Annotated in this window: 19 protein-coding genes; 14 read left to right on the plus strand and 5 right to left on the minus strand. The window is 49.4% G+C overall.

What is annotated here, in order from left to right; all coding sequences use genetic code 11:
• Positions 1 to 103: 103 nt before the first annotated feature.
• Positions 104 to 667 carry a DUF4136 domain-containing protein gene (locus DS731_RS17425; RefSeq protein ID WP_119502523.1) on the minus strand — a complete coding sequence of 188 codons (564 nt, stop codon included), beginning with the start codon at positions 665 to 667 and terminating at the stop codon, positions 104 to 106.
• Positions 668 to 904: 237 nt separating this feature from the next.
• On the opposite strand from DS731_RS17425, the gene DS731_RS17430 reads away from it, so the two are divergent.
• The 4 genes from DS731_RS17430 to DS731_RS17445 all read left to right on the plus strand — a co-directional run bounded on the left by DS731_RS17430 (position 905) and on the right by DS731_RS17445 (position 7,299).
• The gene (locus tag DS731_RS17430) at positions 905 to 2,956 is read left to right on the plus strand and encodes a S9 family peptidase (protein WP_119502524.1); all 2,052 of its coding nucleotides are present in this window, start codon (positions 905 to 907) and stop codon (positions 2,954 to 2,956) included.
• 213 nt (positions 2,957 to 3,169) lie between these two features.
• Positions 3,170 to 4,843, plus strand: coding sequence for an ABC transporter transmembrane domain-containing protein (locus tag DS731_RS17435; RefSeq protein ID WP_119502525.1), 1,674 nt, complete (start codon positions 3,170 to 3,172; stop codon positions 4,841 to 4,843).
• The gene (locus DS731_RS17440; RefSeq protein WP_119502526.1) at positions 4,843 to 5,877 is read left to right on the plus strand and encodes an efflux RND transporter periplasmic adaptor subunit; all 1,035 of its coding nucleotides are present in this window, start codon (positions 4,843 to 4,845) and stop codon (positions 5,875 to 5,877) included. The genes DS731_RS17435 and DS731_RS17440 overlap by 1 nt, the downstream gene beginning before the upstream one ends.
• 6 nt (positions 5,878 to 5,883) lie before the next feature.
• Positions 5,884 to 7,299: a TolC family protein gene (locus tag DS731_RS17445; protein ID WP_119502527.1), complete on the plus strand. Its 1,416-nt coding sequence runs from the start codon at positions 5,884 to 5,886 to the stop codon at positions 7,297 to 7,299.
• A gap of 68 nt (positions 7,300 to 7,367) precedes the next feature.
• Here the strand turns inward: DS731_RS17445 and DS731_RS17450 are convergent, their stop codons facing one another.
• Positions 7,368 to 9,761 (minus strand): glycoside hydrolase family 3 N-terminal domain-containing protein, encoded by a 2,394-nt coding sequence (locus DS731_RS17450; protein WP_150154311.1) that lies wholly within the window; start codon positions 9,759 to 9,761, stop codon positions 7,368 to 7,370.
• Positions 9,762 to 9,814: 53 nt separating this feature from the next.
• Positions 9,815 to 12,133 carry a TonB-dependent receptor gene (locus DS731_RS17455; protein ID WP_161599175.1) on the minus strand — a complete coding sequence of 773 codons (2,319 nt, stop codon included), beginning with the start codon at positions 12,131 to 12,133 and terminating at the stop codon, positions 9,815 to 9,817.
• Between the two features lie 417 nt (positions 12,134 to 12,550).
• Between DS731_RS17455 and DS731_RS22385 the strand changes: the two genes are divergently transcribed.
• Positions 12,551 to 12,679, plus strand: coding sequence for a hypothetical protein (locus DS731_RS22385; RefSeq protein WP_269748646.1), 129 nt, complete (start codon positions 12,551 to 12,553; stop codon positions 12,677 to 12,679).
• 274 nt (positions 12,680 to 12,953) lie between these two features.
• Here the strand turns inward: DS731_RS22385 and DS731_RS17460 are convergent, their stop codons facing one another.
• Positions 12,954 to 14,108 carry an IS110 family transposase gene (locus tag DS731_RS17460; RefSeq protein WP_119501319.1) on the minus strand — a complete coding sequence of 385 codons (1,155 nt, stop codon included), beginning with the start codon at positions 14,106 to 14,108 and terminating at the stop codon, positions 12,954 to 12,956.
• 100 nt (positions 14,109 to 14,208) lie between these two features.
• Between DS731_RS17460 and DS731_RS17465 the strand changes: the two genes are divergently transcribed.
• The 7 genes from DS731_RS17465 (at position 14,209) to DS731_RS17495 (ending at position 22,935) form a co-directional block, all read left to right on the plus strand.
• A complete protein-coding gene (locus DS731_RS17465) occupies positions 14,209 to 16,242 on the plus strand; it encodes a beta-galactosidase (RefSeq protein ID WP_202980671.1) in 2,034 nt (677 codons plus the stop codon).
• A gap of 103 nt (positions 16,243 to 16,345) precedes the next feature.
• Positions 16,346 to 17,368 carry a LacI family DNA-binding transcriptional regulator gene (locus DS731_RS17470; RefSeq protein ID WP_119502530.1) on the plus strand — a complete coding sequence of 341 codons (1,023 nt, stop codon included), beginning with the start codon at positions 16,346 to 16,348 and terminating at the stop codon, positions 17,366 to 17,368.
• Positions 17,369 to 17,478: 110 nt separating this feature from the next.
• A complete protein-coding gene (locus DS731_RS17475) occupies positions 17,479 to 17,871 on the plus strand; it encodes a hypothetical protein (protein ID WP_119502531.1) in 393 nt (130 codons plus the stop codon).
• Positions 17,872 to 18,006: 135 nt separating this feature from the next.
• On the plus strand, positions 18,007 to 18,540 hold the full coding sequence (locus DS731_RS17480) for a hypothetical protein (protein WP_119502532.1): 534 nt from the start codon (positions 18,007 to 18,009) through the stop codon (positions 18,538 to 18,540).
• Positions 18,541 to 18,545: 5 nt separating this feature from the next.
• On the plus strand, positions 18,546 to 20,333 hold the full coding sequence (locus tag DS731_RS17485) for an OmpA family protein (protein WP_119502533.1): 1,788 nt from the start codon (positions 18,546 to 18,548) through the stop codon (positions 20,331 to 20,333).
• The gene (locus DS731_RS17490) at positions 20,330 to 20,821 is read left to right on the plus strand and encodes a Rab family GTPase (RefSeq protein ID WP_119502534.1); all 492 of its coding nucleotides are present in this window, start codon (positions 20,330 to 20,332) and stop codon (positions 20,819 to 20,821) included. The genes DS731_RS17485 and DS731_RS17490 overlap by 4 nt, the downstream gene beginning before the upstream one ends.
• A gap of 2 nt (positions 20,822 to 20,823) precedes the next feature.
• Positions 20,824 to 22,935, plus strand: coding sequence for a putative bifunctional diguanylate cyclase/phosphodiesterase (locus DS731_RS17495; protein WP_119502535.1), 2,112 nt, complete (start codon positions 20,824 to 20,826; stop codon positions 22,933 to 22,935).
• 32 nt (positions 22,936 to 22,967) lie between these two features.
• Here the strand turns inward: DS731_RS17495 and fghA are convergent, their stop codons facing one another.
• Positions 22,968 to 23,816 carry an S-formylglutathione hydrolase gene (gene fghA / locus DS731_RS17500; protein WP_119502536.1) on the minus strand — a complete coding sequence of 283 codons (849 nt, stop codon included), beginning with the start codon at positions 23,814 to 23,816 and terminating at the stop codon, positions 22,968 to 22,970.
• Positions 23,817 to 23,933: 117 nt separating this feature from the next.
• On the opposite strand from fghA, the gene DS731_RS17505 reads away from it, so the two are divergent.
• Together DS731_RS17505 and DS731_RS17510 are read left to right on the plus strand one after the other, a co-directional pair.
• Positions 23,934 to 24,848 (plus strand): acyltransferase, encoded by a 915-nt coding sequence (locus DS731_RS17505; RefSeq protein WP_119502537.1) that lies wholly within the window; start codon positions 23,934 to 23,936, stop codon positions 24,846 to 24,848.
• Positions 24,845 to 25,735: an acyltransferase gene (locus DS731_RS17510; RefSeq protein ID WP_119502538.1), complete on the plus strand. Its 891-nt coding sequence runs from the start codon at positions 24,845 to 24,847 to the stop codon at positions 25,733 to 25,735. The genes DS731_RS17505 and DS731_RS17510 overlap by 4 nt, the downstream gene beginning before the upstream one ends.

The following is a 25,735-nucleotide window of genomic DNA, read 5'->3' on the forward strand; positions in this document are numbered from 1 at the left end:
ATCCTTTATTTACCGGTAATTGAAGTATTCAAAAATGGGGCTGCGACACGGTTTACCAAGGGGCAGTCACCGCAATTTCAAGTGCATTCAGCATCACCACCACTTACTGATTTACGGGATAACTGGCCAACAGTTCACCTACGAGTTCGGTCAGGGATTGCTGAATAGAAATACTGTCACTTTTCTCCAGTTCGGCGCTGCCGGTGGCGCTGTAAATAAACTGCCCGTCTTTAATCACATCAATCTGCAAATTCTGATAAACAGACACCTGTTCACCTACAGGCACAGTAAAAATACTGCCCAGGGATATTCCCCCTGAACGGCCAAACGAACCGGTTCCCAATCCGAAACTCACAGACTTACCGTCCTCCTTTCTGGCTGTGGAAGGCAGAAACGCGACTTTGACGTCAGCTTCATCCGGGCTTGCCGGTGTCAGCCCTTTTGCGGTCATCACATCAGTAATAGTGGTACGCAGATAATTCTCTATAGTGGGATTCACAGTGTTCAGCGGCGGTTCAACAGAAAAAGTGCGGATAGCAGAAAAGTTCTGTGCTTCGTCCATGTTGATTTGCGGTTTATTGGATGCACAACCCGACACCATAAATACAAAAGCGGCACAAAGTAGAAAACGAAGTGCCGGATAACGACTTATTAAGGATTTATCCATAAGGACTCTGCCAGTTAACCATTTCAAATTTTAACGTGTGCGGTATAAAAACCGATCGCTTTTACGACCCTGCTTGCCGGCAGCTGACTTAACACCGCCAGACGAAATCAAACAGAAACAAGATGAACGGTATCCGCTGACCGGCGTGATGCTGTATGTTTTCATTAGCCCGGCAGACAACGAGCTTAAGGCTTGTACAGTTGCCGGTATAATCATAAGAACGACAAGGAACTCACTATGCTCATTCGTCCACTCGCCCTCGCAGGCGGTCTGGTTTCGGCGTTGACCTTTACTGCACATGCAGCGCAACTGCCCGACACACTGCAATATAAAGACACCTTCAATCTTGAATACGCCGCGTCGCCGTTTTTCAGTAAAGACGGTAAATCAGTTTACTACGAACGCCGTGCTATGGATATTATGAAGGACCGCACACACAGCACACTGTGGCAGGTCAGCACTGACGGTAAAAAGCATCGTCCGGTGATTGCCGGCAGCGCGAATGTGCGTCAGGTTACATTGTCCCCTGACGGCACCATGCTGGCCTATCTTTCGGATGAAGATGGCAGCAATCAGCTTTATGTGCGCTATCTCGACTCCGGCCAGCAGGCCAGACTCACAGAAGTATCAAAGGCCCCCGGAAACCTTACCTGGTCCCATGACAGCAAACATCTGGCGTTTACTATGTTCACACCGGTAAAAAACAAACCGCTGTTTACTGCTATGCCGGAAAAACCCAAAGGTGCAGACTGGGCGCCCGCCGCCAGCATCATACAGAAAACAGGATACCGTGCTGACGGCAAGGGGTATTTACCGGACGGATTCAATCAGATTTATATTCTGCCGGTATCCGGCGGTACGCCCCGCCAGCTGACTACGGGCAATTACCCTAATGATGGTCGCCTGGCATTTACCCCTGACGACTCGGGGATTTATTTTTCTGCCAACCGTTCAGAAGACTATGAATTGTCTCCTTTTGACAGCGACATATACCGCGTTGATATTCAGTCTGCTGACGTCACAGCGGTTACAGATATGGCCGGGCCGGAAGAGTCACCCATGCTCAGCCCCGACGGCAAATATCTGGCCTTCAAACAAATTAATGATAATAAAAAAGCTTACCAGTTCAGCGACATTGTAGTTTTGAATCTGGAAAGCGGAAAACTGAGCCGTCTGACGGGTTCTCTTGATCGCTCAGTACAACAGGTCGAATGGGCAGACAACAGCAAGTCACTGTATTTCTCTTACCTTGATCACGGCGAAACCCGCCTGGCCAGTGTCAGCCTGAAAGGTGATGTGAGCCGTTTCGATGCCACCACCGGCGGTCAGTCTCTTGGCAGACCCTACACGTCGGGGGAATTCGCCGTTTCTGCCAACGGAGAGCTGGCGTTTACTCAGGATGACCCGCTAAAACCGGCGGATCTGGCACTGCTTAAGAAGAAAAAAATCACCCCCCTGACTAATCTGAACGATGATGCGCTGGGACATCTGAAGCTGGCGCAGGTAGAGGCATTACCGGTGAAGTCATCTGCTGATGGCCGTGATATTGATGCCTGGATAGCGTTGCCTCCGGATTTCGATGCAACCAAATCTTATCCACTGATCCTGGAAATTCACGGTGGCCCCCACGCTGCTTACGGCCCGCACTTCTCAATGGAAATCCAGCTCATGGCAGCACAGGGTTACGTTGTTGTGTGGTCGAATCCCCGTGGAAGTTCGTCTTACGGTGCAGAGTTCGGCAACCTGATTCATCACGACTACCCGTCTGACGACTTTACTGATCTGATGGATGTCACTGATGCTGCAATTGCAAAAGGTTTTATTGATGAAAAGAACCTGTTCATCACCGGTGGCTCCGGCGGCGGTGTACTTACGGCGTGGTCAGTAGGAAAAACCGATCGCTTTGCTGCAGCCGTGGTAGCTAAGCCGGTGATCAACTGGATCAGTTTCGGCCTGACTGCTGACGCGTATCCGTATTTCACTCAGTACTGGATGCCGGGCAAACCCTGGGAAGCATTTGACCATTTATGGGCACATTCACCGCTTTCTCTGGTGGGCAACGTGAAAACCCCCACTATGCTGCTCACCGGCGAATCAGACTACCGTACGCCTATCAGTGAATCAGAGCAGTTCTATCAGGCACTGCGCCTGCAAGGTGTAGACTCGGCGATGGTCAGGTTACCGGGGGCGTCTCACGGTATCGCTTCCCGTCCTTCACGCCTGATCCAGAAAGTGGGTAACATTCTGGCCTGGTTCGACAAATACCGTAGCGGCAAACCTCAGGAATAAACGCCTGCGGTTTCCTGTCAATCACGCCCGGCTCGCCGGGCTTTTTTGTCTTTTTTTAGCCGCTTTTAAAGAACAATTTAACGGGAAATCACGTATTGTTATGTCTGATAGTCATAATGATGATTTATAAAGACTTATTACATTGATATGAAACATAGATTTAGTTAAATTCTGTGACACCCGACGTTTTCCTTTTTAGCCTCTGAGAGCACCATGGCAGCAACAAAAGACTTACGCCGCACCAAAACACTTCTGTTTGATATTTTAAAGCCGGAAGCAGGCTTTTTTTACCTGGCTATCGCATATGGCCTGATGATTGGTTTACTGACCCTCGCCGTACCGTTTGCAGTACAAACCCTTATCAACACCGTGGTTTATACCGCTTCAGTCAGCGCGGTTCTGGTGATCAGTACAATCCTGTTCTGTACCCTGCTGCTGTACGGATTATTCAGTGCCCTGAGAACACGGGTTATGGAATATTATGAGCGCCGGATCTATAGCCGGCTGACTGCCGATCTTGTACTGAAAACCATTCAGGCCCCTCATCAGTTTTTTGAAGGCCGGAAAAACAGCACGATAACTCATCGTTTTTTTGAGGTAATGACCTTTCAGAAAAATATGCCATCACTGATGGTAGACGGTTTCGCACTTCTGCTTCAGATGCTGGTAGGTATTACACTGGTTTCTTTCTATCACCCGTTCCTGTTTGTCTTTAACGTAGTAATCATCATTTCTATGTATTTTATCTGGCGGATGTTAAGTACACCTGCGAAAAATACAGCTATCGATTTGTCTGATTCTAAATATGCCACCGCAAAATGGCTCAGTGAAATTTCCTCTGCTCACGTATTTTTCAAATCCAGCCGGCATCTTGACCATGCTGCTGAGAAAACGGAGGCTATCATCAGTCGTTATGTGAATTGTCACGCCGGACATTTCACTTTTACCTTTTCCCAGACCGTACTCTTCCTGATCGTCTATGCGCTGGCCAGCTCCGCCCTTCTGGGACTGGGTGGTGTGCTGGTTGTACAGGAGCAATTATCTGTTGGTCAGCTTGTTGCAGCCGAACTGATCATGTCTGCGGTATTTCTTGGTATTTCACGGTTCAGTGTATATCTGAACCTGTATTATGAATTGTATGGTGCGGCAGAGAAGCTTAATGCCGCACTGAATATTCCTCAGGAAGATGTACAGTCTTCCGATAACGAAACCTTTACCCGTAACGATCTCCACTTCCGTCAGACTGTGCTGGTTCAGCAAAACGAGTCTGTGGAAATTGATATGGCCTTGCGGGAAAACGGTAAATACTACGTCGTTACCGGGCAGGCATGGCAACAACGTAAACTGATGACGGTTCTGAAACGTTATGAAACGCCGGAGTCTGGCTGGGTAGAACTGGGAGGCCTTGCATTAGCGGATTACCAGACCAGCGAGCTGCGTCAGGCCATTGCCATTGTTGACCGCTCTCTCATTATTGAATGTTCAATTCTTGAATATTTGCGCATGGATGCCCCGGATGCTTCCGAAAAAGCGATTCAGGAAATCTTTCGCGAACTGCAACTGGAACCGACACTGGCGAGACTGGAAGACGGCTTGCAAACCAGTCTGTCACAGTTGGGCCATCCCCTACAGCCGATGGAGTTTTTGTTATTGAAACTGGCTGCCGCCCTGTTGTCGAAACCGGGAGTAATTGTGCTGAACCAGCACTTTGATGCCATTCCCGAAGCATACAGATATAAAATTCTGAAATACCTCGATACCCAACCGGTCACGGTGATGTACTTCACCAGCAGTCCGATTCAGGAAGTCTTTGATGCCACCATTGTGTTAAATGGTGACTCACAACTGCTTTCCCATGATGTGCTCGCTGACAAGGAGGAATTGTGATGAATTACTCTGATCAGCAGGAATTCATGAGCAAAATGAAGACGCTTTCGCAGCAGACTGTGCCGACCTGGTACAGAAAAGTGGCGTATATGCTCTTTCTTCTTATCGCAGTCACCGCCGCAATATTGTACTTCGCGCCCTGGCAGCAAACGGCTTACGGCACGGGAACAGTAAGCACGCTTAATCCGGCTGACCGCGCTCAGCCCATCTCCGCACTGGTCCCCGGGCAAATAAAAACCTGGCATGTGCGGGAAGGACAAAAAGTAAAAGAAGGCGATCCCATTGTAACCCTGGTCGACACCGATAAAGCGCTGGTTGAACGCCTTCAGGCCCAGGTAAAAGCCGCGGAGCTGAAACTGGATGCTGACCTGATGGCAGTGGAAAATGCCCGCATAAACCTGGAGCGTCAGAAACGGCTAAATAAAGAAGGTCTGGTCTCGGTCCGCGACATTGAAGTGGCGGAAAACACGTTACAGGAAAGGCTGGCGACAGCCGCTCAGTCTGAGCAAAGCCGGAACTCGCTGAACTCGTCGCTGGCAAGGCAATCTACTCAGACCAAGTACGCACCTCAGGATGGTACTGTGACCCAGTTGCACTCCGGTGGTTTATCCACGCTGGTCAGTGCGGGCGCAGTACTCGGGTATTTTATTCCTGACGGTGTCGAGCGCATGGTAAGGGTGAAAGTAAACGGACTGAATGCACCGCTGGTCACAACAGGCCGGAAGGTGCGGCTGCAATTTGAAGGCTGGCCAATCTTCCAGTTCAGCGGCTGGCCGGGCACATCCATAGGTACATTCGGTGGCAGAGTGGCGATTGTTGAACCGGTAGCAGACCGCAACGGACTGTTTAATGTATGGATTGAACAGGATCCGCTGGAAAAGCCCTGGCCGGAAGAAAACTTTGCCCGTCTGGACAGCCGGGTCAATGCCTGGATCTTGCTGGAAGAAGTCAGTATTGGCTACGAACTCTGGCGACAGCTGAATAACTTCCCGCCTGAAAATGTCAGGTCAGATACAGAACAAACACCACGGTAAGTATGCATGTTGAGGTATTTTTCTTTTTTTACTGCCATTTTTCTGCTGCTGTGCCTGAACGCTCAGGCGCAACAACAACCACCGACTGCAGAAACAGTACTGCAGTCTATTCTGCACAATCATCCTAAGCTGCTTGAGCTTGAAGCCAAAGGTGGTCAGCGCCGGCAGGTACTGGCTTACGCTGAAGCTGCATTTGATGTGCAACTTGAGCAGGATACAGCCCTGCGCACCAGTGGTTACTACAGCGGTGACTATCTGTCTCAGCGTGTTGTCAATCCGCTGGGAACCGCCAATGCTAAGGTGAAAGCCGAATACCGTATCGGTAACGGTACTTTCCCCTATTACGAGCGTTACTATGAAACGCTGACCGGTGGTGAAGCCAGTATCGGTTTTGCCATGTCGTTGCTGCAAAACCGGGAGACGGATAAAAAACGGATGGCCATTGAAGATGCCAGAGTGAGTATGTCTCAATGGGATGCAGAAGCCGCCCTGGCCCTGAACGAACTGGTTTACAAAGGCTTATCGGCTTATCTGGACTGGTACGAAAGTCATCTGAATGAGCAGATATACGCAGCACTGGTGAAGACCACCGAGACCCGTGGAAACGCCATTAATACCAGGGTTGAAGAAGGGGATCTTGCGCGCATCACCCAGACAGAATTTGAGGTCACAGTGATGCAGCGTAATCTGGCTTTACAGGATGCCAGAAGGAAGGCCGCACAGGCGAGAGAGAAGTTGGCTTACTATTACCGCGATGAGCAATTCCGGCCGGTCAGCACAGCAACCCTGAATACTGTCCCCGGTGATATTCAATGGCCCTGGATGAGTGCTGCGGTTAAACCCGCGTTGCTGCAGAGCCTGATTGCACAGCACCCTGCTCTCACCAGTTTGCAGGCAGAAATGCAACTGGCGAAAAACAAGCTGCGACTGGCAAAGAACGCGCTCTTACCCACGCTGGATATTGAAGCAAAGCTGGCGCGGGATATCGGCAGCGGGCCGGAGAACCTGAACGGTACAGAAACAAAAGTCGGCCTGCAATTTTCCATGCCGCTGGGCCGTCGCCAGGCGAAGGCTGATGAGGCAAAGGCTTCGTTAAAGTTGCGTGAAATTGAAGCCGTGGTTCAGACCACACAGGATGCACTTGAACGGGATATGGCAGTGGGTTTACAGGCACTGCAGTACGGCAAGACCATGGCTGAACTGCAACAGCAGCAGGCGGTATTAACGGAAAAGCTGTTCAGTCAGGAGCAGAAACGGTTTGAGATGGGGGACAGTGACCTGTTCTTACTAAACAGCCGTGAATCACAGGCAATATCAGCGCGTCTTAACGCGGTGAAAGCAGAAATAGAAATTAAGCGGATTGTACTGGGAATCTACTACCAGACCGGTTTGCTCGCCCAAACGCCTGATACATCGCTGTAAAAAAGAAAAGCCACCCCGCAGGGTGGCTTTGAGGTTGCAGGAAGAAGGGCATCACTTCCTGCAAGAGGTTACTGTACAGACAGCTCCCTCAACCGTGGTGCAGGATTCATCGCTACACTCACTTTTTCAGCCACTACAGGCGAGTCAAGGGAATAACTGGCACCAGACTGAATATTGTCAGAGGCAGCGCCAACGTGGATATTGTATTCACCCGCATCGGCCACCCATGCCCGCTGTACTTCATTAAATGAAGCCAACAGCTTAGGTGTTACCGCAAACTCAAGGGTTTGCGACTGTCCCGGTGCAAGCTCGTTTGTTTTCTCAAATCCCTTGAGCTCTTTGACCGGTTTTTCACTGCCCGGCGCAGAGATATAAAGCTGAACCGCTTCCTTCCCTGCTACTTTTCCTGAATTAGTGATGGTCACCGAAACGGTGAACTCACCAGCGTTCTTTCCGGCCTTCACAACGGCATCGCCATAGTCAAAACCGGTGTATGATAAGCCGTAACCGAAGGCATAAGCCGGTTTCACATTGAATGCATCGTAATAGCGGTAGCCGACATAAATGCCGTCGTTATAGTCGAGTTGTGACTCTTTACCCACGAACAGACCAATGTAAGGGTCTTTCACGTCGTCTTCAGATGTGGGGGAGCCCGGAAATGTGCTGGCTGATGCCAGGTCGGCATATTTAACCGGAAAGGTCGTTGCCAGTTTACCTGACGGATTGACTTTACCGGTGAGCACATCAGCCAGTGCATTACCGGCTTCCTGACCGCCCTGCCAGGGCAACACAATCGCGTCGGCCTTGTCACGCCAGCTGGCCGTTTCAATAACGTTTCCGATATTCAGCGCGACAATCACTTTCTTGCCTTTAGCATGAAACGCAGCGGAAACACGGTTTATCAAATCCTGTTCGGTAGCATTCAGGTCAAAATCATTATCAACAATACGGTCCTGGAACTCACCGGAATTCCGGCCAATGGTGATAAGCGCCACGTCGTTTGACTCTGCCATGCTGGCAATCTGTGCATCAGACGGCGTGTATTCCGGTAACGGAGGTTGCAACTCGAAGAAATTCTTCTTCGGCGGACGTTTGGCGTCTTCCGCTTTCATGAACGCTTCGTAGTCTGCCTGTAATGCTGCATCTACTTTCAGGGAGCTGTTTGCCAGCCCTTCCACCAGCGATACGGTATACGCTTCGTTCACGTCGCCACTACCCGTGCCGCCGGCGATAAAGGCATAAGACGTGTTACCGAATGCGGCCACATTCTGAGCACCGGTAAGCGGTAAGGTTGCCTGCTCATTTTTAAGCAGAATAACCCCTTCTGCAGCAGCACGGCGGGCCACTTCTGCATGGGCTTTCAGATCAGGCTTATTGCTGTACTCATATTCATTAAAGGTGGGAGACGACAGCATTACAGTAAAAATTTTGCTGAGGTTGCGATCAAGCACGGCTTCTTCAAGCTGACCGCTTTCCACCGCCTGTTTAATGTTTTCACGCTGATCCGGCATGCCGGGCATAATCAAATCATTGCCTGCCTGCATTTGCTCTGCAGCGTTATCACCGGCGAACCAGTCTGTCATAACCAGGCCTTGGAAGCCCCACTCTCCGCGCAGAATATCTGTCAGCAGCTTTTCGTCCTGAGAGGTATAGACGCCATTCAACTTGTTATAGGACGTCATGATCGCCCACGGCTGCGCCTGTTCAACGGCGATCTCAAATCCACGCAGATAAATTTCGCGTAATGCACGTTCATTGACGTGGGAGTCCATCCACATCCGGCTGGTTTCACCGCTGTTCGCCACAAAGTGCTTGATGGTTGCACCTACACCATTCGACTCAATTCCGTTAACAATAGACGCGGCCATATTGCCGCTCAGATACGGATCTTCAGAATAATATTCAAAGTTCCGGCCACCCAGCGGGTTATAGTGAATGTTCATTCCCGGTGCGAGAAACAGGTCAATACCATATTCTTTAACTTCCTCCCCCATGGCCGTGCCAACGGCGTTCAGCAGCTCTTTGTCCCAGCTGGAAGCCAGCAGAGTTGCAATAGGAAAGGCAGTGGCGTAGTACTTATTTTCATCCCCTTCACGCTCAGGAGAAATACGTACACCGGCAGGTCCGTCAGCCAGTACCAGTGCGGGAATACCTAGTTCATCGATGGCGAACGTTGAACCGGCAGCGCCCGGCACTTTTTCCGATCCGCCAATATTGTCTACTCTGAAGCCCGTGCCGGTAACCAGCTTGATTTTCTGATCCAGCGTCAGCCTGCTGATTAAATCAGCCACACGCTGTTCAACGGGCAGACTGGTATTTTCATAGACGTCCTTCTGACCGTTACCATTTAGATCACGGAATGCTGCCGTTGTTGATGCAGAATCTGCAGGTTGCTCATTTGCACAACCTGCTAAAGCCGCAATTGCACATGCCAGCACAGTTTTCTTCAGATTTATCTTCATTTCACTCACTCATGGTTAAAAAAGGGAGCTGCGGAACAGCCCCCGGTTAGCCATTACTGAAACTTGTACCCGAAGCGGACACCAACAAGACGGGGATCAGCAAAGGTTGCTGTTCCTGTGTTGAAATCGCCGCTCGGGCCAACGTTTGACAAAGTAATGTTGTTTTCAAGATTCTTAACAAAAGCCTGTGCATACCAGTCTCTGTCAGGACTGTTGTACGTCATGGTCAGGTCTGTTTTGGTAAAGCCGGGCTGACGGAAATTCGCGCGCAGTGCACTGCTTAAGATTTCATACTCTGCACTCCAGCGGGTGTTCAGAGCGAGACTCAGCTCACCACCGCTTTGCATTTCCATGGTGTACTGATAACCGGCAGTAACGGTCCATTCAGGAGAGCGCGACAAACGTTCGCCGGCGAAGCTCACACCGGCTTCCTCATCTAAAATCCACTCATCATAAGAAGCATCCAGTAATGTCACTGCTGCATTAAAACGGTGATTTACATTTGGACGATAGAAAGTATCCAGTTCAGCACCGTTGATGGTGGCTTCTGCCGCGTTAGTGGTTACCTGACAAGGGCCGCCACATACATAACTTAACTGCGAAAGCTGCAGATCCTGATAGTCGTAACTGAACACGTTGGCGTTAATAGTCATCTTGTTGTTCAGTACGCGGGTTTTGATACCCAGCTCTGTAGACGTCAGCGTTTCCGGGTCATAGTAGACTGCGGCTTCAGGCAGCGGACTGTTACAACCTGTTGCGCCTTCCACACAGCCGTCATTAAATCCGCCGGCTTTGTAGCCTGTGGCAATACTGCCGTAGAGCATGGTGGCATCACTGATGTCGTAATCTACGCCAAGCTTCCAGGTAGTTTTTGAATACTCACGGTCTGCGTAATTAAGCGAATCAGGTAGCGGATTGTCGTCGCTGGCCTGGAAGTTCAGCTCTTCGCCTAGGTTTTTGTGGAAAATCGTGGCACCGGCACGGGACTTTTGATCCTTCGTTGTGCGGATACCGGCAGTCAGGCGTAAGTCATCAGACACGTTGTAAGTCGCCTGACTGAAAAAGCCCAGCGAATCAGCTTTGGTAGGGTTTTGCGGAAAGCCGAAAATATAGCCGTCTTCACCCGGTGTCGGGTTGATCAGACCGATAATGTCGAGGCGTATTCCGGACTGTTCCTCAAAATAGTACAAACCCGCCTGCGCCAGCCACTTGTCGCTGTTATACGCTATACGAAATTCGTGAGACTGCTGCTCATAAGTACCTGAGAAAGGCCCGTCAACCCAGTAATCGGTTTTGCTTGCCGCATCGCCACCCAGCAATAGAGGTAACATTTCGGCCCGGTCAAACTCGCGGTAGCTGCCAAGGTAGTTAAAGGTCAGCGCATCGTTTAACAGCCAGGTGAAATCCCCCATCACACCCCAGGTAGAGTTATCTGCATACACATCAGGGAAGTATCCGGCTGCCAGTGTTTGCTGATTATCTGTGCCGCGGTTTACATAGACAGGCGATACGCCCTCGCCGTTTTCTGTCGTCGACGGGTTGGTGAAGGGTGTTTCAAAAAAATTGTGTACCGGTACAGATGCCATGTTGTTGCCTTTCATCTGCGAGTAATCACCGCGAACCAGCAAGGTCATATCTTCGGTGAAGTTGAACAACCCTGACAGACGGATTGACCGGTTATCTTTGAAATCGGAGATATCGACAGCCTCAGTACCATCAAATGCTTCGTATTCGACATAGTTGTCGCGTTGATCGATATTCACTGCAGCACGGAAAGACACGCTGTCGTTTACCGGCATATTCACAATGCCGGTGAACTGGCGGGTATTGTAATTACCCAGTGTCATATCTGCAGAGGCCTCAAAAAACTCATGAGGTTTGGCCGAAATAACATTTACCAGACCAGCAGTGGTGTTCCGTCCGTAAAGCGTGCCCTGCGGACCACGCAGTACTTCTACGCGGTCTATATCGAAGAATGAAACCTCCTGAGCCTGAGGTCTGGCAATGTAAATGCCGTCAAGCATAAATGCTGCAGAAGGATCTCCCTTCTCGGTGTTATCGGTACTGGTAACACCACGAATAGTAATTTGAAGTCCGTTGGTCCGGTCAATAGAAACGTTCGGAACCGTTTCTGCGAGCTGTGTAGGGTTGGTTATCCCCTGGTCACGCAGTTGTTGCGTGCCTAATACCGACAACGCCACCGGCGTTTTCTCTGCGGCAGTGGCGGTACGGTTCGCAGTAACCATGATTTGTTCGTATTCAGGCTCTTCCTCAGCGGTTGCCGGCGCTTGCTGTGCAAACACCTGGGAATGGAATAAGCCGCCGGCTATAACTAGGCCAAGTGTTATTTTGTTTAATTGTTGTGGTTTCATTGTGTGTCCCTCAATCCTGCAACGGTTGTTTGATTGAGCAACGGCAGGAACGCTGACCGGCAGTTTGACTACCCATAACACTTTGCCGGATGAAATCACTGCTTTTCTGCACCCGATATCCGCAGACAGTGAACATTTCCCGAGTCGTTGCCCTGAATAAAATACCACCAAAAGAGACATCGATGTCAACATTAAAAATAACATTTTTTTAACTAAAAACGATTGAATTAAACATTATTTATGTGCAATAAATAGCAGCATATCGCGTGAAAACGCTTATACATCGCAGATGTATGCAGTATTTTACATTCACATTCATTCTTTAAAAAATACGATTGTAAATTTTTTTAAAGAATTATGACATCGATAGACATTCAACTTCCGGCTAATACCGGAAGTAAGAAATAGGGAGAGTTCATGTTAAACTGCATCTTATTGCTGGCATGTTTGCTGGTCATTCCCGCCGCACAGGCTGATGTACCTGAAGCCCTTAAGCAGGATGCTGGTATGACTCCCTTTGTCAACCCCGAACGAGCGCTTCCCTGACACTCTTTCAGTCCATAAGCAGTTGTATTTCTCATTAAAATTAAATGAGCTAACGCACCGGATGAGGCAGTAAATTCGTCGGTTGGTATGCTGGTATTCGTAGGTTACTTATTCGAGGAATAAGCAGAGCTGACCTTACTCAATCCGCCGTGGCACCTTCTCATCAGTCTATGCGCGTGGGTCAATCACGGCTAAGTGATTGCCATCATAACACCCTCGTAGGTTGTGCCACTTTCCGCGGCCCGATCCGAATGCGTTAGCTCAAACTCGTTTATCATGTGGGTACTCTGCTTAATCTGAGTTTTGGATTAACCGGTGTGAGTACCACTTCTTTTGCGATTGCCCAGATGTAGGCAGCCATTTCTCTGGCTATCGCGGTAATAATCAGATTGTAGTGTTTGCCTCTTTTAATCATGCGCTGGTAGCGTTTGCACAGGCGAAGCTGGGCCTTCCAGGCAATATCAACGATGTCTTTGGGTAAGCCTTCCTGCCTTAATTGTAATTCGGTGGAGATGTTCGCTGGGTATCGGTAACTGTGTGCACCTTCAATCAACAGGCGTCTGGCCCTGCCATTCCCGGCTTTCGTAATGGCCCCCAGGCGACGCTTGCCCCCGGAGGATTGTTCACCGGGGACTAACCCCAAATACGCCATGAGTTTTCTGGGATGATCGAAGCGTTGTAAATCGCCAAGTTCTGCTACCACGCCCACCGCCACCAACAACCTGACACCCCGCATGGCCTGAATAGCTTTCACTACCGGATAGTAACGCCACTGGTGAACGTGATGGGTCAATTCATTATCCAGCCTTTCTAACCGTCGAATGCGTTCGTCAATGGTCTGAAGTTGTTCCTGCAAAACTATCTGCTGGGCCGGATGGGGTAATATCAGTTCGGTCAGCCAGCGTAAGTGTTTCTTAGACCAGTTGGCCGTTCCTTCATAACGAATATTGTTGCGAAGTAGCAAGGCTTTCAGCTGATATTTAGCTTCTTTTAAATCTTTCATTGCTGCTTCGCGGGCGCGGGCTAAATCACGAATTGCTTCATCTTCCGGTTCAGGCACATAGACAGGGGTGAGATCTTCAGACTTTAGTGACCTGACAAGTTTAAGCGCATCCCGACGGTCAGTTTTAATATGCTCACCGGGTTTCTTAGGAATGAGGGAAGGGGCGACAACATAGCAGCAATGACCCAGACTGGTGATGAGACGGTAAATCCAGTAACCACAGGGACCGGCTTCATAAACAACGTGAAGTGTGGCACCGGGGTATTTCGATTCGAACTGACGGAGCAGCTTCTTAACGCTAACTTTGGAAGAGGGTATGCGGCCAAAGTGAACAGGACTCGCCCCGCGTTGTTCTTCACAATAAGCTACTTCATGGAATTCTTTGTGCGTATCCAAGCCGATAAAAATCATGCTATGTTTATTCATGCTAGCCTCCAAATGAATTAGTCTTAAGCAAACTAATTATGGCACTGGCTTTCAGCTAACCCACGAAAATGCGGAGGCTAGCATTTCACAGGGAGTCATTGTGTCTATCTGGTACGGGGTAGCATATTACGATGAGTACATGCCCTACGATCGTCTCGATAAAGACATTGCCATGATGAAAGCGGCCGGGATAAATATGGTGCGCATCGGCGAGTCGACCTGGGGCACCATGGAGCCAGGGGAGGGAGAATTTGATTTCAGTCATCTCGACAGGGTGCTCGATGCTATGCACAAAGCCGGTATCAGGGTGATTATCGGTACACCGACTTATGCCATTCCCGCATGGATGGCAAAGCAATACCCTGATGTGCTTGCAACCACCGCAGCCGGTAAGAATAAGTATGGCGCACGGCAGAATATGGATATAACCCATCCTGATTTTCGCCGGCTGGCTGAGAGAATGATAAGGGCCATGCTGACCCATGTAAGCGATCATCCCGCGATTATTGGCTATCAGGTCGATAATCAGACCAAGCATTATAATACCAGCGGAAAACATGTTCAGGCGGCATTCGTTGAGCACCTGAAACAAAAGTTCGGCACCCTTGAAGCAATGAATGACGCCTTTGGCCTGAACTACTGGAGCAACCGCGTAAACAGCTGGGATGAATTCCCTGAGGTTCACGAATCGGTATACACCGCACCGGTAACATCAATCAACGGCAGTGTGACTGCCGCATTTGCTGCTTTTCAGCGCTCTCTGGTAACAGAGTATCTGGCCTGGCAGGCCGGTATCGTGAATGAATTTAAGAAACCTGGGCAATTCGTTACACAGAACTTCGATCTCGACTGGCGCGGCTATTCTTATGGTATTCAGTCTTCTGTCGATCATTTTGAGGCAGCAGCAGCGATGGACATTGCCGGTGTGGATATTTACCACCCCGGTCAGCATCAGCTCACGGGCAACGAAATTGCTCTCGGGGGTGATCTTGCCCGCAGCATGAAAGACGGACAAAACTACTTTGTCATCGAAACCCAGGCGCAGGGCTTCCCGCAGTGGACGCCCTATCCGGGGCAGCTAACTTTGCAGGCTTTCAGTCACATTGCCAGCGGTGCCAATATGGTGGCTTACTGGCACTGGGCTTCGACCCACAATGCCATTGAAACCTACTGGAAAGGTCTGCTAAGCCAGGACTATGCAGAAAACGCCACTTACAACGAAGCCCGCACCGTGGGCAACACACTGGCAAAACTGGGCGACAAAATAACCTCACTGAATAAGCAAAACGAGGTTGCCGTCTTGTTCAGCAACGAAGCTCTCATCGCATTCAATGAGTTTTCCTTCGGCTGGGGCGCACCGCAAAAATACAATGACGTACTGCGCCCTTTCTATGACAGCCTTTACCGGGCCAATATCGAAACAGATTTTATTGATCCGTCAAACTTCGCAGACAAAGCCGCGAACTACAAAATGATTGTGATCCCCGCCCTGTATTCTGCCAGCGATACGCTGCTGGAAGCCATTTCGGACTACGTTAAAAATGGCGGTCATATTGTGGCGACGTTCAAACATGGCTTCACCGATGAAAATGTGAAAGTGCGTGCTTCGGTCCAGCCCGGCAACATGACTGATATTTTCGGCATCCGTTACTCGCAGTTTGTTCACCCTGAGTGCGCTTCGCTGAACACCGCCATCATGCCGGAAAGCATTGCCGCTGAACCACTGAAATGGTGGATGGAGCTGGTTACCGCTGACACAGCTGACGTACTGGCAACTTATGAACACCCTGTTTGGGGCGACTATGCGGCTGTCACACGTAATCAGGCGGGAAAAGGAACGGCAACTTACATAGCAACGATGCCGTCAGACAACCAGATTGACGCTCTGTTACGCCAGGCGGCAAACGATGCCGGCGTCACTTTGTCAGACAACCAGTTCCCGGTTATCGAGAAAAAAGCAGTAAATTTGGCAGGCAACACGCTCCACTTTGTTTTTAATTATTCTGAAAACGAAAGGGAAGTGAAGATTGATAATCTGAAGGGTACGGATCTGCTGACCGGCTCTTCTGTGTCAGGTCAAAGCCCCGTTACCCTGCCCCCCTGGGGAGTTGTGATAATCGAAGAAAAACGTTAAATTTTGCCCTGAATGCGCTTACAATTGCTCAGAACAATAAGAAAAGTGGTCGGGCGCATTGTTTACCGGGGCATCCCGTACCCTACACGCGGAAGTGCAAAAGATGAGTAAAGCAACAATTGGTGATGTGGCAAAAGCCGCCGGTGTTTCAAAGAAAACGGTCTCCCGGGTGTTAAATAACGAACCCGGAGTGCGCAAAGAAACCCGTGATGCCGTTACCACCGCGATCAAAAAATTAGATTATATTCCTAACCTGAATGCCCGCAGGTTAAGAACCAATCAATCTTATCTGATTGGTGTACTGTATATCGATTATCCTACCAACTTTTACGGCAGTCTTATCCTGAACGGCGCGATAAAAGCTTGCGATAAACTGGGCTACGATTTATTGATTCGTCCCTTTGCATCAGAAAATCCCGCAGGTGAAATTGCCACTACCTTGCGGCACATGGTTGAACGTTCCAACGTTGACGGATTCATTGTCGTACCGCCTTTGTGCGAAGATCAGGCTGTTATCGCAGCACTGGAAGAAACGGGCACGCCTATTGTCAAAATTGCATCTCTGGATGACACATCCTCGTATTGCCTGCACAGTGATGAGGTAGAGGGCGCGCAACTGGCTGTGGAACACCTGATTAATCTGGGTCACAGCAAAATCGGCTTTCTCAACTACCTGGTAGGTCACGCAGCCGGTAAATGGCGTTACGAGGGCTATCAGCAGGCGCTGACAAAATACGGCATCGAAGAAAATCCGGACTGGGTTGCACAGTTTGTATACGGTGAGAACACGTTGGAACAGGCCTGCCGGAAATTACTGTGTCAGGAAAACCGCCCCACCGCTATTTTTACCGCCAACGACGCTTCTGCAGCCGTGGTGTACAGGATTGCCTCCCAACTGAAATTGCGTATCCCGTATGATTTGAGTGTGGTGGGTTTCGATGACGACCCTGCAGCCCTTAACCTGTGGCCACCGCTTACCACTATTAAGCAACCTGTTGCCGAACTTGGCTACAATGCGGCGACCATACTGATTGAACAGATCATCCGTCACCAGGCGAAACGGGAATTACCCCTTTCACCTTCTGAACTGGTCGTCCGTAACTCAACCGGTCCGTTGCTGGAGTAAGCACAATCAGACAACAACCTTCGGAACTGGAAAATGCATTAAGCCGCAAGTCCCGCTGTCAGTACCGGCTGATATGGATTCTGCTATTCACGTTACTGACTCTGGCGGTAGTGTTCGGTTACACCTGGCTGAATTTTGATGATTTGTATGTGCCTTACCGCAGCGCCTACCCCAATCTCAGCACGCTTTTTTCACCACTTAACATGGTGGTAATTACCCTGCTGGTTGTAGTAAACGGATTTGCTATCTATCAAATCCGCCATGCCCGTGAGCAACTGGCGATCAGCGCTTATGTTTTACTTAATAAAATGGATGAACCGCAGCAATCGTCTCATCCCGACTGGCTGAATGCTTTTCTTGCCGCTGCAGGACTTCCCGCTGATTATTCCTTTGTTCTGCTCAAGAAAATGAAAATGCGGCATTTCATGACGATGTCCGGCGCTATCAATAAAGCGGTCAGCGAACACAAAGCCGCCTGGATTGCACTCAGCCGCCAATATTGACGTCGCCTGACCGTCTCAAACTTATCCATTAGACCAATATATTGCTACCCGTGGGCGATGCTGCTGGATCAGGTTTTTCTTTCAGGGTACATTTGTACCAGGTAAGGACGCCGCACTGTCAGGAGGAGCGGACAAATGGCGAAAGATAAGAATAATGATGCACCTCAGGCATCAACAGCTGACAAATCAGAATTAGGTCAGCTACGTGAAATTTTGTTCGGCCAGTCCAGCCGGGATTTTCAGCAGCAACTCGCCTCTCTGGATGAAAAACTGGAAAGTAATTTTTCAGCATTGAATCAAAAGCTGGAAAATCATGTGGCTGCGCTGAATAAAACCATTGAAACACAGTTTGCTGCACTGTCTGAACAACTCTCAGCCGACAATACACAACACCAGCAAGCCCAGGAAAATCTGAAAGGCCTTCACGATACACTGAAATCTGAGCTGGAAATGGCTGAAGCCGCCGCGCAGGATGACACCAGCAAACTGGAAAGCAAGCTATCCAAAGAAATGGATGCCATGGAAACCTTGTTCAACAAACGTCACGAAGCGCTGTTAGAGCGTTTGCAGCAAGTGACAGAAGAACTGTCTTCCAGCAAAACCGACCGCAAAACCCTGGCAAGCCTGCTGTCTACTATGGCCTCGAATCTTGCCACTGATCAACCCTGACGCCCATGAGCAATTTTGTGCCGCCAACGGATGAGGATGCGCACACAATGGACGACGTCAGGTCGTTAATCATTGGTGGGGATGAAAAATTCGTAGAAAATATTGTCAGACGCAATGCAAAAGGCATGGTGTCTGATGTGGTATCTGAAGCACTGAATGAGCGTGAGAGTCAGGATGGCTCAGTGAACAAAGTGCTGGTCCCCCTGATCGAAAAATCACTGCACCGCTCAGTGGAAGCCAACAGTGATAAGATTGTCGGCGCACTCTACCCTCTTGTCGGCTCGCTGATCAGAAAAGCCGTATCAGCGTTTCTCATCGAATTCATTGAGCGTACAAACACCCTTATTGAACACAGCTTTTCAGCTAAAAGTGTGAAGTGGCGCTTTAAAGCCTGGCGCTCAGGTGTCACCTATTCTGATTATGTTGCTTCGCAAATTTATCAATATCAGGTGCATCAGGTGCTGGCTATTCACCGTGAAACCGGCACCCTGTTAAATAGTGTCACCAGTCATCCGGGAAATGCGAAAGACGGTGACCTGATTTCTTCCATGCTGGTTGCTATCAGCGATTTTGTCGCTGATGCATTCAGTCAGGATATTCAGGCAGAAGAAACCGAACTGGGAGAAATTAAAACCGACGATTTTACCCTGCTTATCAAGGTCGGTCCCCAGGTGATCCTTGTCGCTGCCGTCAGCGGTCATGTGTCGCCACGCATGCGACATAAACTGCAGGACACTCTGGAAGAGTTTCATCACTTTTATCAGTCGCCTCTGCAAAAATATCAGGGCGACAACGGGCCGTTCGCCACCAGCGATGCCATGCTGCAGGAATGCCTGATCAGTGAGCAAAAAACGACGCAGGAAAAGAAAAAACGGGCCGGTGCCGGTGTATTTATTCTCGCCGGACTATTGGTTGTTGCCGGCTATCTGGCATTTTTACGCATCGACCTTGCCATCACGTCATCCACCATCGCTAAGAGTGAGCCTCCGGCCGGCATTGTGATGCTGAACACACAAACAGACGGCAATCAGATTATTCTCTCGGTATTAAGAGATCCGGCTGCCACCGGTGTAGCGCAATGGCTTGCGGGGCTCGACATTGACTCATCCGTTGTCGACATTAAAGAAACGCCGTTTGAGTCAAAGGATGACCGTCTTATCCCGGCAAAGATACAACAGCTGACCGCTCGTTTTCCTGCTCTGACGTTCACCAACGATGAACAGCCGGCCCTGTCCGGCACAATCAGCACTGGTGAATGGCAACGATTCCTCCGTGCTCTGCACAGCATTGCGGGCATTGAAACCGTATTCCCGGATACCACCAAAGTAGTTCTGGAAGAAAGCACTCCTGTTAACGATGCATTAGCACTTAATGCTCTGGCCGGGTCTCTGGCAACTACACTGTCAGGTTACACGTTGTTCTTTGATATGAACCAGTCCCGGTGGTCGAAAGCGAATGATGCGACTATTGGCGATATTGCCCAAACCATCATTAACCTGCAAAATATCGCTGAACAATCAGGGCAAACCCTCAGTGTATTTATTCTCGGTGGCAGCGATAATTCGGGTACATCAGTCAAAAATATGCTATTGAGTGAATCACGCGCCCAGTCAGTGAAACAAGCTCTGACTAAAGCAGGCGTGGAACACGCTGTGCTGCACACCAAAGGTTTGGGACAACTGGATTTAGCCCGCGGCAGTAATAGCCGGATGGTATTCTTTCATGCTCTGTTAACACCTGCAGAGGCTGGTAAAGGGAAGAAAACAGGATCAGAAGAAGGTAACCGTCAGTGATACAAAAAAAGATCTGTCTGCTAGGCCCGACCGGAGTGGGTAAAACCAGCCTGGTAAGACAGTTCGTCGATGGCATTTTTTCAGAGAAATATCTCACTACTATCGGCGTAAAAATCGACAAAAAAGAAGTCACCGCGGGCGATAAAACGGCCCAGCTGCTTATCTGGGATATTGAAGGGGTTGACCGCTATTGTGGTTTTAATCCACGCTACCTGCGTGGTGCCGCAGCCTTTGTCATTGTGGTTGACCAGACCCGCTCCCAGTCGTTGCTTGAAGGTATGGATATTTATGAGTCGGCGCGGGCAGAATTTCCTGATACGCCGGCCTTTTTTGTCGTCAATAAAGCAGACCTTCCCAGTGAATGGTACTGGAGTGAAGACGAAGTCGCTGAACGTGAAAATCTGTTCAGTGCCGCCATTAAAACCAGCGCCAAAACCGGCGAAAATGTTGAGCGACTCTTTCAGGAGTTAGCGGAACTTACGGTGTAAATATGGACATTTTCCACCTCAATGCACTTGGCATCACGGACTGTGCATTATTTGAGCTGAATGAGCGTGATGAGCTGAATTGCCTCACACCAACGGTGCATTGGGTAACCGACCTTGTGAAGGTCAACGAACTGTCACTGGATATTGAATCCGTTCGCAGTCTGTTTCTCGAAGATTTTCTTATTGATGCCGGTGATTGCTGGGCGACTTCTCTCCCTGCAAACCTGACTTCAGGCTTCTGGACCGAAACCACAGAACATGAATCCCTGCGTCTTGAGGCTATCGCTATCAACGATGGAAAAGGCGGACGATTCCTGGCCATCAAGAACGTCAATAAAGAATTTGCCTACCGCCAGCAATCCCTGCAATCTGCCAGAGAATTACTGCTAACCCACCATGCGGTGATCAGCCAGCAGGATTACCTTACTGAAAAATTACAGAAAGCGCTGAAAGAAGCGCGGGAATGTAAGGGCCAGCAGCAGGCCATACGCCAGACTATCCACCACCTCAGTACAGGCGTGGTGATACTGGACGCCAACAAACAACTGTTTCTGGATAATGGCGTGGCACGGCAGTTTTTCCGTGCACAGAATGCAGATGTCTGCGTTCACCGTTTGTTGCAACTGATAAAAGATGTTCAGCTGGATGAGATGTTTTTATCGACGCTGGAAGAAAGACAAACCGCCTGGCGCGGCGAAGTATTCTGGATGAACTCTCCTGATGGTGGCCGGTGGCTGCAACTTACCATCGCACCGGTGATGCAGCATATTCATGTTTCTCACTGGGTATTTTTGCTGACCGACATGTCACATATCCAGCACACCAGTCAGTACAGTCCGGTGCAGCTGGACAAAGATTCACTCACTCAAACCCTTTCCCGTCAGGCATTGAAAAAAGAAATGACAGCCTGGGTCGAGAAGGACGAAAACTTTGGCCTGTTTGTGATTGATATCTGTGAATTCAGAAAGGTCAATGAAAGCCTGGGCTACCGCTCCGGCGACGATATTTTAAAGAGTGTGGCAAAGCGTTTACACGGCTTTGTTGGTGAAGAAGGGCGTCTGGCCAGAATTGGCGGAAACGAATTTGCGGTGATGACACCGGTGAGTGCAGGTAATGAGACTGCATTGTACGATATCGCCAGAGGTATAACCGGTGTTCTCGAACACACCTACCTGTCTTTAGGCAGTATTCAAACCACCTTATCCACCAACATTGGCATGGCGACGTTCCCTGAACATGCCAAATCGCCTGAAGGTTTGATGCAGAACGCCGGCTACGCCCTGCAATTCGCCAAATACGCAGGTAAGAATAAAGTCACACTGTTCCACCCCATGCACAAGCAGAAACAGGTTGAATTGGCCGAAATGGAAGCCGCGTTTGCCAGAGCGATTGCGGAAGATACGCTGGATATTTACCTTCAGCCTATTGTCGACTTATCTTCCGGCAAGCTGCTTAAATATGAAGCCCTCGCCCGCTGGAAGAGAAACGATGAGTATGTGCCTCCGGATGTATTCATTTCGCTGGCGGAACGTTCTGAGCTTATTTTCCCCTTTGGTGAATGGTTGCTGGATAAAGTGTGCAGCACGGCCAGACGAATGATTCGCTATGTGCCTGATGTGCGAATTGCCATGAACATTTCCGGCCGCCAGATCATATCGCAGGATTTTACCGGCAATATTCAGGCAGCGATTAAAAGACACGGTATTTCAGCATCTAACCTGGCCATTGAAATTACTGAAACCTCGTTCATCAACAATTTAAATACTGTTGCGGCGGTGCTGAAAACGTTACGGAATATGGGTGTTACCATATCGATTGACGATTTTGGTACAGGATTCAGTTCGCTAGTTTACTTAAAACAGTTGCCTCTGGATGAGCTGAAAATTGACCGCTCATTTATTCAGGATGCTATGACCAGTGAAGGCGACCGGGCGATAATCAAAGCCATTTTAGGGCTTGCCGGCAATCTGAATTTGCAGGTGGTGGCTGAAGGTGTGGAAACCGGCGAACAGCAACACTTCCTGATTGATGAACAGTGCGTGTCCGGTCAGGGTTATTTATTCGACCATCCCTTACCGGTAGAAGAGATTGAAAAGCGCTTCGCAGCCGGCTGATCTGCCTGCTGCGAAGAACTGACTTTAGCGCCTTATAACCCGCCTATGCCCAAATGGCTGGCATGAAATTGCAGGTGTTCTTCGATAAAAGAGGCAATGAAGAAATAGCTGTGGTCATAGCCTTCATGCATATTCAGCGTCAGTTGCGTATCACTCTTCTGAGCTGCATTAATCAGAGCCTGAGGCTTTAATTGTTCTTCAAGAAACTGATCGGCACGTCCCTGCTCCACCAGTAACGGAATGTAGTGTTGCTTCTCAGCGAGCAGAATGGCTGCATCATAAGCTTGCCATGCTGATTTATCGTCACCCAGATAGCCGCCCAGCGCCTTTTCACCCCATGGGCAATCTGACGGATTCGCAATCGGACTGAACGCTGATACTGACACATACTGCTGCGGATTACGCAAGCCGATAACCAGTGCGCCATGTCCGCCCATGGAATGCCCGCTGATGGCCTTCTCACGGGTCACCGGCAGGTTTGCTTCAATCAGAGCGGGTAACTCCTGCGTGACATAGTCATACATGTGATAATGTTCATTCCAGGGTGCCTGTGTCGCATTAACATAAAAGCCGGCCCCTTTACCCATGTCATAGGCTTTGTCTGCATCGTCAGGCACATCATCTCCCCTGGGGCTTGTGTCCGGTGCCACGATCGCCATACCCAGCTCGGCAGCCATCTTCATTGCGCCGGCTTTCTGCATGAAGTTTTCATCAGTACAGGTTAATCCTGACAGCCAGTATAAAACCGGAACGGGATTTTCTGCGCTGGCAAAAGGCGGCAGATAAACCGCAAAGGTCATTTCACAATTTGTTGTTTTTGCTGCATGGCGGTAGCGGCAATGACGTCCACCAAATGCACGATTTTCACTGATTAATTCCATATTTTTCTCTATTGTGCTGCCAAATTACGTGTAAATCCTTATTTCCCGGTATAGGGTGTATCGGATTTTAGATCAACATCGTTTACACTAAGCACCAAAATTCAGAGGTGAATGACGATGCTTAAAGCTGTTGGCTATCATTTGCGTGGCACTGTGTCAGTGCTGGGCTATTTTTTCAATACGGTTTTCTGGTTTATCCCTATTTTTATACTATCCCTGTTAAAACTGCCACCGGTGCAGTGGTGGCGGCGAATTGTGTCTTATCCTCTGGATGCCTGTGCGACAGCATGGATAACCGTGAATAATCTCAACCAGCGTCTGCTCAGCCGCACCCGCTGGTCTGTTAACGGCATCAGCAGCCTGGCCCCTGACGACTGGTATCTGGTGATCGCCAATCATCAGTCCTGGGTCGACATTCTGGTGTTACAGCGTATTTTCAACCGTAAAATACCGTTTCTCAAATTCTTTCTGAAACAGGAACTTATCTGGGTACCAGTGCTTGGTCTGGCCTGGTGGGCGCTGGATTTTCCGTTTATGCGCCGCTACAGCAAATCGTTTCTGGCGAAAAACCCGCATCTTAAAGGCAAAGATATGGAAACCACCCGTAAAGCCTGCGAGAAGTTTAAGTCGAAGCCGGTAAGCATCATGAATTTTGTAGAAGGCACCCGTTTTACAAAAAGTAAGCATGACAGACAAGCCTCGCCCTTTACCCACCTGCTCAAGCCGAAAGCCGGCGGTGTTGCCTTCGTACTCAGCGCCATGGGCGAACAACTGCACAAGCTGATCGATGTCACTATCGACTACCCTGCAGGCGTACCAAGTTACTGGGATTTCGTGTGCGGTAAAGTAAAAGAAATTCGCGTAAATGTGTCGGTAATGCCTATCAAAGATATTGTGCAGGGCGGATTTTTCAACGACACCTACTTCACTGATCCCGCGCAAAAAGCCCGTTTTCAGCAATGGCTGAATGAACGCTGGCAACAGAAAGACCAGCACCTGGCTGCATTAAACTCAACACAGGCTCCGCTATGAGAAAGTTACTGGCGCCCCTGATATTTGTTATTCACACGCCGTTGCAAATTATCAATCTGGGGTTCTGGGCGTCGATTATTATCAGTTGCGGACTGCTTAAGCTGGTGCTTCCGGTACCGGCCATCCGTCATTTGCTGATGGGCTTTATGCATTTTGCTATGCAGTGTTTTGGTTGCATCAGTGTATTACTGATCAAATTGTTTAATCCGGTAAAAGTGATTTATCGCATCGACGGCTCATTATCTGTGGAGAACTGGTATCTGCTGATTGCTAATCACTTAAGTTACCTCGATATCATTCTGCTTATCGACTTTTCCCGCAAACGTATTCCGCCGCCCAAGTTCTTTCTTAAACAGGAACTGATTTGGCTGCCTTTCGTCGGTCTGGGCGCATGGGCGCTGGATATGCCGTTTATGAAACGGTATTCGCGGTCTTATCTGGAGAAATATCCTCACAAAAAGGGGCAGGATATTGAAACCACCCGCCGCTCCTGTGAGAAGTATAAAACCTCGCCCACAACGGTCATCAATTTCGTCGAGGGCACACGCTTCACCCGCGCGAAACACCAGCTCAGAAAAAGCCAGTTTGCCCATTTACTGCCACCAAAAGCAGGGGGAATTGCCTTTACACTTGCTACCATGGGCGATCTTTTTACCAATCTGCTGGATATATCGTTATTGTACCCTGATAACGAAGCCCATCCGATGATGTCCATGCTGAGCGGCCAGATGACCCGCATCATTATAGACGTCAACGTACTGACCGTACCGGTGGAAGCGCAGGGAGATTACTTTGCCGACGATTCATTCCGGAGCCGGTTCCAGCACTGGCTGAATGAATTGTGGACAAATAAAGACAGCAGGATTAATCAGTTACTGGAGCCCTGA

This window comes from Alteromonas sp. RKMC-009 (assembly GCF_003584565.2).
In the GTDB taxonomy this organism is placed as follows: Bacteria; Pseudomonadota; Gammaproteobacteria; order Enterobacterales; family Alteromonadaceae; genus Alteromonas.

Bases quoted from the DNA above. Each gene is read 5' to 3' on its own strand.
- DS731_RS17430 (WP_119502524.1), top strand. From the start codon at position 905: ATGCTCATTCGTCCACTCGCCCTCGCAGGCGGTCTGGTTTCGGCGTTG.
- DS731_RS17435 (WP_119502525.1), top strand. From the start codon at position 3,170: ATGGCAGCAACAAAAGACTTACGCCGCACCAAAACACTTCTGTTTGAT.
- DS731_RS17460 (WP_119501319.1), bottom strand. From the start codon at position 14,108: ATGAATAAACATAGCATGATTTTTATCGGCTTGGATACGCACAAAGAA.
- DS731_RS17445 (WP_119502527.1), top strand. From the start codon at position 5,884: ATGTTGAGGTATTTTTCTTTTTTTACTGCCATTTTTCTGCTGCTGTGC.
- DS731_RS17510 (WP_119502538.1), top strand. From the start codon at position 24,845: ATGAGAAAGTTACTGGCGCCCCTGATATTTGTTATTCACACGCCGTTG.
- DS731_RS17450 (WP_150154311.1), bottom strand. From the start codon at position 9,761: ATGAAGATAAATCTGAAGAAAACTGTGCTGGCATGTGCAATTGCGGCT.
- DS731_RS22385 (WP_269748646.1), top strand. From the start codon at position 12,551: ATGTTAAACTGCATCTTATTGCTGGCATGTTTGCTGGTCATTCCCGCC.
- DS731_RS17470 (WP_119502530.1), top strand. From the start codon at position 16,346: ATGAGTAAAGCAACAATTGGTGATGTGGCAAAAGCCGCCGGTGTTTCA.
- fghA (WP_119502536.1), bottom strand. From the start codon at position 23,816: ATGGAATTAATCAGTGAAAATCGTGCATTTGGTGGACGTCATTGCCGC.
- DS731_RS17485 (WP_119502533.1), top strand. From the start codon at position 18,546: ATGAGCAATTTTGTGCCGCCAACGGATGAGGATGCGCACACAATGGAC.
- DS731_RS17425 (WP_119502523.1), bottom strand. From the start codon at position 667: ATGGATAAATCCTTAATAAGTCGTTATCCGGCACTTCGTTTTCTACTT.
- DS731_RS17455 (WP_161599175.1), bottom strand. From the start codon at position 12,133: ATGAAACCACAACAATTAAACAAAATAACACTTGGCCTAGTTATAGCC.
- DS731_RS17440 (WP_119502526.1), top strand. From the start codon at position 4,843: ATGAATTACTCTGATCAGCAGGAATTCATGAGCAAAATGAAGACGCTT.
- DS731_RS17505 (WP_119502537.1), top strand. From the start codon at position 23,934: ATGCTTAAAGCTGTTGGCTATCATTTGCGTGGCACTGTGTCAGTGCTG.
- DS731_RS17480 (WP_119502532.1), top strand. From the start codon at position 18,007: ATGGCGAAAGATAAGAATAATGATGCACCTCAGGCATCAACAGCTGAC.
- DS731_RS17495 (WP_119502535.1), top strand. From the start codon at position 20,824: ATGGACATTTTCCACCTCAATGCACTTGGCATCACGGACTGTGCATTA.